At 45.4% G+C, this 4,680-nt stretch carries 5 protein-coding genes; 1 reads left to right on the top strand and 4 read right to left on the bottom strand.

Annotated elements, in window-relative coordinates; translation table 11 throughout:
* Positions 1 to 1,008 (bottom strand): IS3 family transposase gene (locus B3182_RS10630; protein ID WP_292752709.1). Its coding sequence is split into 2 segments (ribosomal slippage), with 1,009 coding nucleotides annotated over them: positions 1 to 747 and positions 747 to 1,008; the frame shifts between segments, so codons are not numbered across the junction. This gene is flagged as partial in the annotation.
* 72 nt (positions 1,009 to 1,080) lie between these two features.
* Here B3182_RS10630 and B3182_RS10625 point away from each other — a divergent pair.
* Positions 1,081 to 1,545 (top strand): universal stress protein, encoded by a 465-nt coding sequence (locus B3182_RS10625; protein ID WP_292357741.1) that lies wholly within the window; start codon positions 1,081 to 1,083, stop codon positions 1,543 to 1,545.
* Between the two features lie 418 nt (positions 1,546 to 1,963).
* Here B3182_RS10625 and hpnC read toward each other — a convergent pair whose 3' ends face one another.
* The 3 genes from hpnC to B3182_RS10610 form a co-directional block, all read right to left on the bottom strand.
* On the bottom strand, positions 1,964 to 2,878 hold the full coding sequence (gene hpnC, locus B3182_RS10620; RefSeq protein ID WP_292357743.1) for a squalene synthase HpnC: 915 nt from the start codon (positions 2,876 to 2,878) through the stop codon (positions 1,964 to 1,966).
* Positions 2,868 to 4,154, bottom strand: coding sequence for a DNA recombination protein RmuC (gene rmuC, locus B3182_RS10615; protein ID WP_292357745.1), 1,287 nt, complete (start codon positions 4,152 to 4,154; stop codon positions 2,868 to 2,870). The genes hpnC and rmuC overlap by 11 nt, the downstream gene beginning before the upstream one ends.
* Positions 4,145 to 4,680, bottom strand: a 536-nt coding sequence (locus tag B3182_RS10610) for an HAD family hydrolase (protein WP_292752703.1), incomplete at its 5' end; no start/stop codon positions are given. The genes B3182_RS10610 and rmuC, both read right to left, overlap by 10 nt.

The raw sequence follows: 4,680 nt of genomic DNA, 5'->3' as shown, positions 1-4,680 counted from the left end.
GCCATTGTGTGGCGAGCAGCTGTGCCTGTTCAACAGACTCAAATAAATGTAATTCAAGCCATTCGTGACGTACGGTTCGGTTAAAGCGTTCGACGTAAGCATTCTGTGTTGGCTTACCCGGCTGGATATACATCAGGGTGATCTTCTGGTTATTTGCCCAATCAATCAGCACCTGACTGATGTTTTCCGGACCATTATCACATCGTATTGCAGCAGGCTTACCACGCCACTCCATGACCTGTTCTAATGACCGAATAACTCGCTGGCTCGGCATAGAAAAGTCCACATCAATACACAAGCCTTCGCGGTTATAGTCATCAATGACGTTGAATGTACGAAACTTACGACCGTTATCCAGTGCGTCAGACATAAAATCCATCGACCATACCTGGTTCATGCCAGTCGGAACGCTCAGTGCATCAGGTTTATCCCGTTTAATCCGCCGCCGGGGCTTAATGCGTAAGTTCAGTTCTAACTCACGGTATAAGCGATAAACACGTTTATGGTTCCAGCTAAATTTTTTAACATTACGTAAATGATCGAAACACAAACCAAAGCCCCAGCGTTTATTAGCAGTGGTTAAACGTAATAGCCAATCAGCAATAACGGCATTTTCGTTGGATAGCTTGGCTTGGTGGCGATAACAGGTTTCACTGATCCCGAAGATCTCACAGGCAAGGCGAATACTAAGGCCGAGTTTGGCGACGACCTGCTGCGCCATCTCTTTACGCAGAGATGGCTTTACCACTTTCCCTCAAGTGCCTCCTGGCGGATCTGCGATTTCAAGCATTCCTCAGCATACATTTTCTTCAAACGGCGATTTTCATCTTCAAGCTCTTTGAGGCGCTTTATCATTGCGGTGTCCATGCCGCCATACTTCGCTCGCCATTTGTAAAAGGTGGCACTACTGATGCTGTGCTCTCGACAAAGATCTTGAACACTTATCCCTGCTTCGTTTTGTTTGAGGATCGCCATGATCTGGCTATCTGTAAATTTTGATGTCTTCATGCAGAATCTCCTGCGCTTTAGTTTACGAGAAAATTCTACTTTTGAACTCAATTATTTATTGGGGGGATTACAATGGAATTTAATTTTACTTTGATTCTCAATGACAGAGCAGGAGATAAAGTCATGTATTCAACTATTATGGTTCCGGTAGATCTGGAACATGCCGCCACCATGGAAAAAGCAATCAGAACCGCTGCTGATATTGGTAAGCTATACCACTCTAAAGTCATACTAGTTGGGGTAGTAAGCTCCGCCCCGAGCAGCGTTGCTCACAATCCGGAGGAGTTCGCACAGAAACTGGATCAGTTCACCCAGTCACACACTGAACAATGTGGTTATCCGATGGAGTCAAAAGCCGTGACTTGCAATGATCCAGTGGCAGAACTGGATCGGGCGCTGGAAAAAGTCGGTAATGAAGTCGGTGCTGACCTGGTAGTCATGGCATCACATGTTCCGGGTTTCATGAATCATCTGTTCCATGCCAATGCCAGCCATCTGGCAGAGCATGAGCATATTTCGGTATTCATCGTTCGCTGAATAATGGGTGTCTGCCACCTTAATATATCCTCCATCTTCACCAGCACGCGAGGCAGCACCAGAGTCATTTCTGGGATAATCACTGATAACGTAATTAGCACGCATAGCACCACCAATTTTCATTGACCACTGAAACTTCTGCTTGTTCTGCACTTTGTTCGGCCTTTTGACAGCTCTAAGCTGCTTTGAATTGCTGCTGAAGCGCTTCTACTTGCTTTGTAATGCCGAGAGAGGTTTCAGCTCTGGTTTGTATTCAGCGGCAGGAACAGTATAAAGCTAGCGAAAGAAGATGCTTTTTTTGCAGGCATATTAATTCCTTATTCCCTCGGTAATGACAATTAATGAATTTGTGCGAGGCATAAGAACTAACAGAGCAGTTAATTAGAAGATTTTCAAAGTCTGGTGCAAGCTTTTGTTGTTAAAAAGGAAGATGCTTTTGCTGCAGCAAGCAGTTCGTGCGAGCAAGATAACGACGCTTTGATAAGGCGTTTATTAGGACGCAGAGATGTTGCCGTTTGGTTAATCTTGGTCGGCTAAGCAGTTCATTGTCTGGCTGCTGAATTAACAATGATAGAACTTCTATGCCACCCAATGTCATGGCACGAATCTCCCAGCCGAGGCGGCCGGTTAATGTCATACCAAGCTGATACCCTTCTTGCATCAATTGCATCGTATATTGATAAAGAGGGCGCAGAACTACAGACAATTTTCTTGTATCTCCGGCAAGCAGTTGTGAATCATCAATGCCTGCGGCTTCAAGACGATCTTGCGGTAAATAGATACGATTTTTCTCCAGATAATCCTGCTCGATATCCTGGAAAAAATTGATCAACTGTAACGCTGTGCAGATGCAATCTGATTGATGCAACTGTGAGTCGGTAAGACTGTTATTGAGATGTAATACCAAACGGCCTACCGGATTAGCTGAATAACGACAATATTCAAGCACCTCTGCCAAATTCGCATATCGTTTCACGCTGACATCCTGTCGAAAAGCTTTCAGCAGATCTGCAAATAGTAAAACAGGCAAGTCATGCTGCTGAATGCTATCAGCCAGCGCTATCCAAAGCGGGGCAACAGTGGTCAGATTTTGGTTTGCTATTGCTTGAAGTTCTCGATGGAATTCATCCAGCTGTTGCAGTCTTGTCGTTGCCGTCGCATCCCCTTCGTCAGCAATATCATCGGCTTGTCTTGCAAAGGTATAGATTGCCGCTACCGGCAATCGCAGTTTTTTTGGCAATAGAAGTGAGGCAACAGGGAAATTTTCGTAGTGACCGCGCGCGAATTGTTGGCAATAGTGGTAGGCGGCTTGAACTTGTCGATCAGTCGGCATCGTTTTTGTCTTGCACCTGGCGTGGCTGCTGCTCGAGAGGAGGTAAGTCAGTGATCTGACTCTTGGTACTGATACCCATCTCGATGAACTTGCGCGCGCCCGGCAATACCTGACGCTCAAGTGAGCCGACAGCACTATTGAAATGATTGACGCTTTGGCCAAGACTGTTACCCAGCTTGCTTAAATGATTACCAAAAGTAGCCAATCGTTTATAAAGTGTTTCGCCAAGTTCGCGAATGATTTCAGCATTTTCTGCCAATGCCTGTTGTTTCCAGCCATAGGAAACGGCTCGTAATAAGGCAATGAAGTTGGTGGGGGTGGCCAGAATAATATTCTGACTCATACTGTCTTCCAATAGGGCAGGATCCACTTCCAATGCTGCCGAGAGGAATTGTTCGCCAGGAATAAATAACACGACAAATTCGGGAGACTGAGAATATTCCGCCCAGTAATTTTTGCGGGACAGTTCTTTAATCCTGCCGCGAATGATTTGAGCGTGACGCTTTAATTCCAGTTTACGGGTCATATCATCTTTGGCCTGGATAGCCGATAAATAAGCATCCAGCGGTGTTTTAGCATCGACAATGATTTCGCGTTTTTCCGGTAGGCGAACAATCATATCGGGCCGGATACTACCTGTTTCAGTGGTAGTATGTGTCTGCTCGTAAAAATCACAATGTGCCACCATTCCACTAAGCTCTGCCAGACGTTTTAGGGTCATTTCTCCCCATTGGCCGCGGACTTCTGGGCGGCGTAGTGCCTGCACCAGATTTTGAGTTTCCTGCTGCAACTGTTGTTGACTCAGGTTCATTTGGGTAATGGTTGTATTCAGGCTGCCGTAAGCCTCTTTGCGATCCTTTTCAATTTCCTGAATTTGCTTGCTGGTCTGCTGCAATGCTTCATTGATTGGTTTAAGCATTTGCTCAATGGCTTTTTCTTTCGACCCCAAATCCGCTTTAGCTTCACTTTGGAAACGTTTCAGATTTTCTTCAGCCAGTCGCAAAAAGCTGGTGTTATTTCGTGTTAACGCTTCATTGGAAAGTTGATTAAAAGTATTGGCTAATTGCTCACGGGTTTGAGATAGAAGCTCGTCCATTTGCCGTTTGTTTTTTTGCTCCAGCTGTAATGTCAGATCCAGCTCAGCATTGTTTTTTTCCAGTGTGCGAATTTTGCCACTGCGAATAAACAGACCGATAACAATGCCCAGCAAAATACCAACCAACAAAACGATCAATAAGTCCTGGTGTTGCAAAAAAAACTCGGGACTTAAATCCATTGTAAAATCTCATGTGGATGATTAATCAGACAGTCTGCCTGCCAGGACTCCGGCTCATCAGTTTCGGAAATATAACCATATAAAGCGACGACGGAACGCATTTGGGCATTATGTGCTGCCTGAATATCACGTTCTGCATCACCAATATAAATACAATCCACAGGCTTGGCATCCAGCAGCTCACAGGCATGTAACATTGGCGCTGGATGCGGCTTGCTATAGGGTGTGGTATCGGCGCTAACAATGCACGCGGCAGAATCGGTTAATTGCAATGCTTCCATGAGTGGCATTGTCAGGAAGGACGGTTTGTTGGTAACCACTCCCCAACGAATCTCATTGGCTGCAAGACCATCAAGTACTTGTTGCATGCCGATAAATAAAGCGGATTCGCGGGCGATATTTTCTGCATAAAGACTTAAAAATCGCTGTTGTAGGGCCGGATAAACAGGATCTTCTTTTTCAATGCCAAATCCCAGTTTTAATAGACCGGCACTACCATGGCTGGCCACAGGACGAATTCGTGCAA

The sequence above is a fragment of the Methylophaga sp. UBA4204 genome (genome assembly GCF_002379485.1).
In the GTDB taxonomy this organism is placed as follows: Bacteria; Pseudomonadota; Gammaproteobacteria; order Nitrosococcales; family Methylophagaceae; genus Methylophaga.
This window is presented reverse-complemented; position numbering and strand designations above follow the sequence as displayed.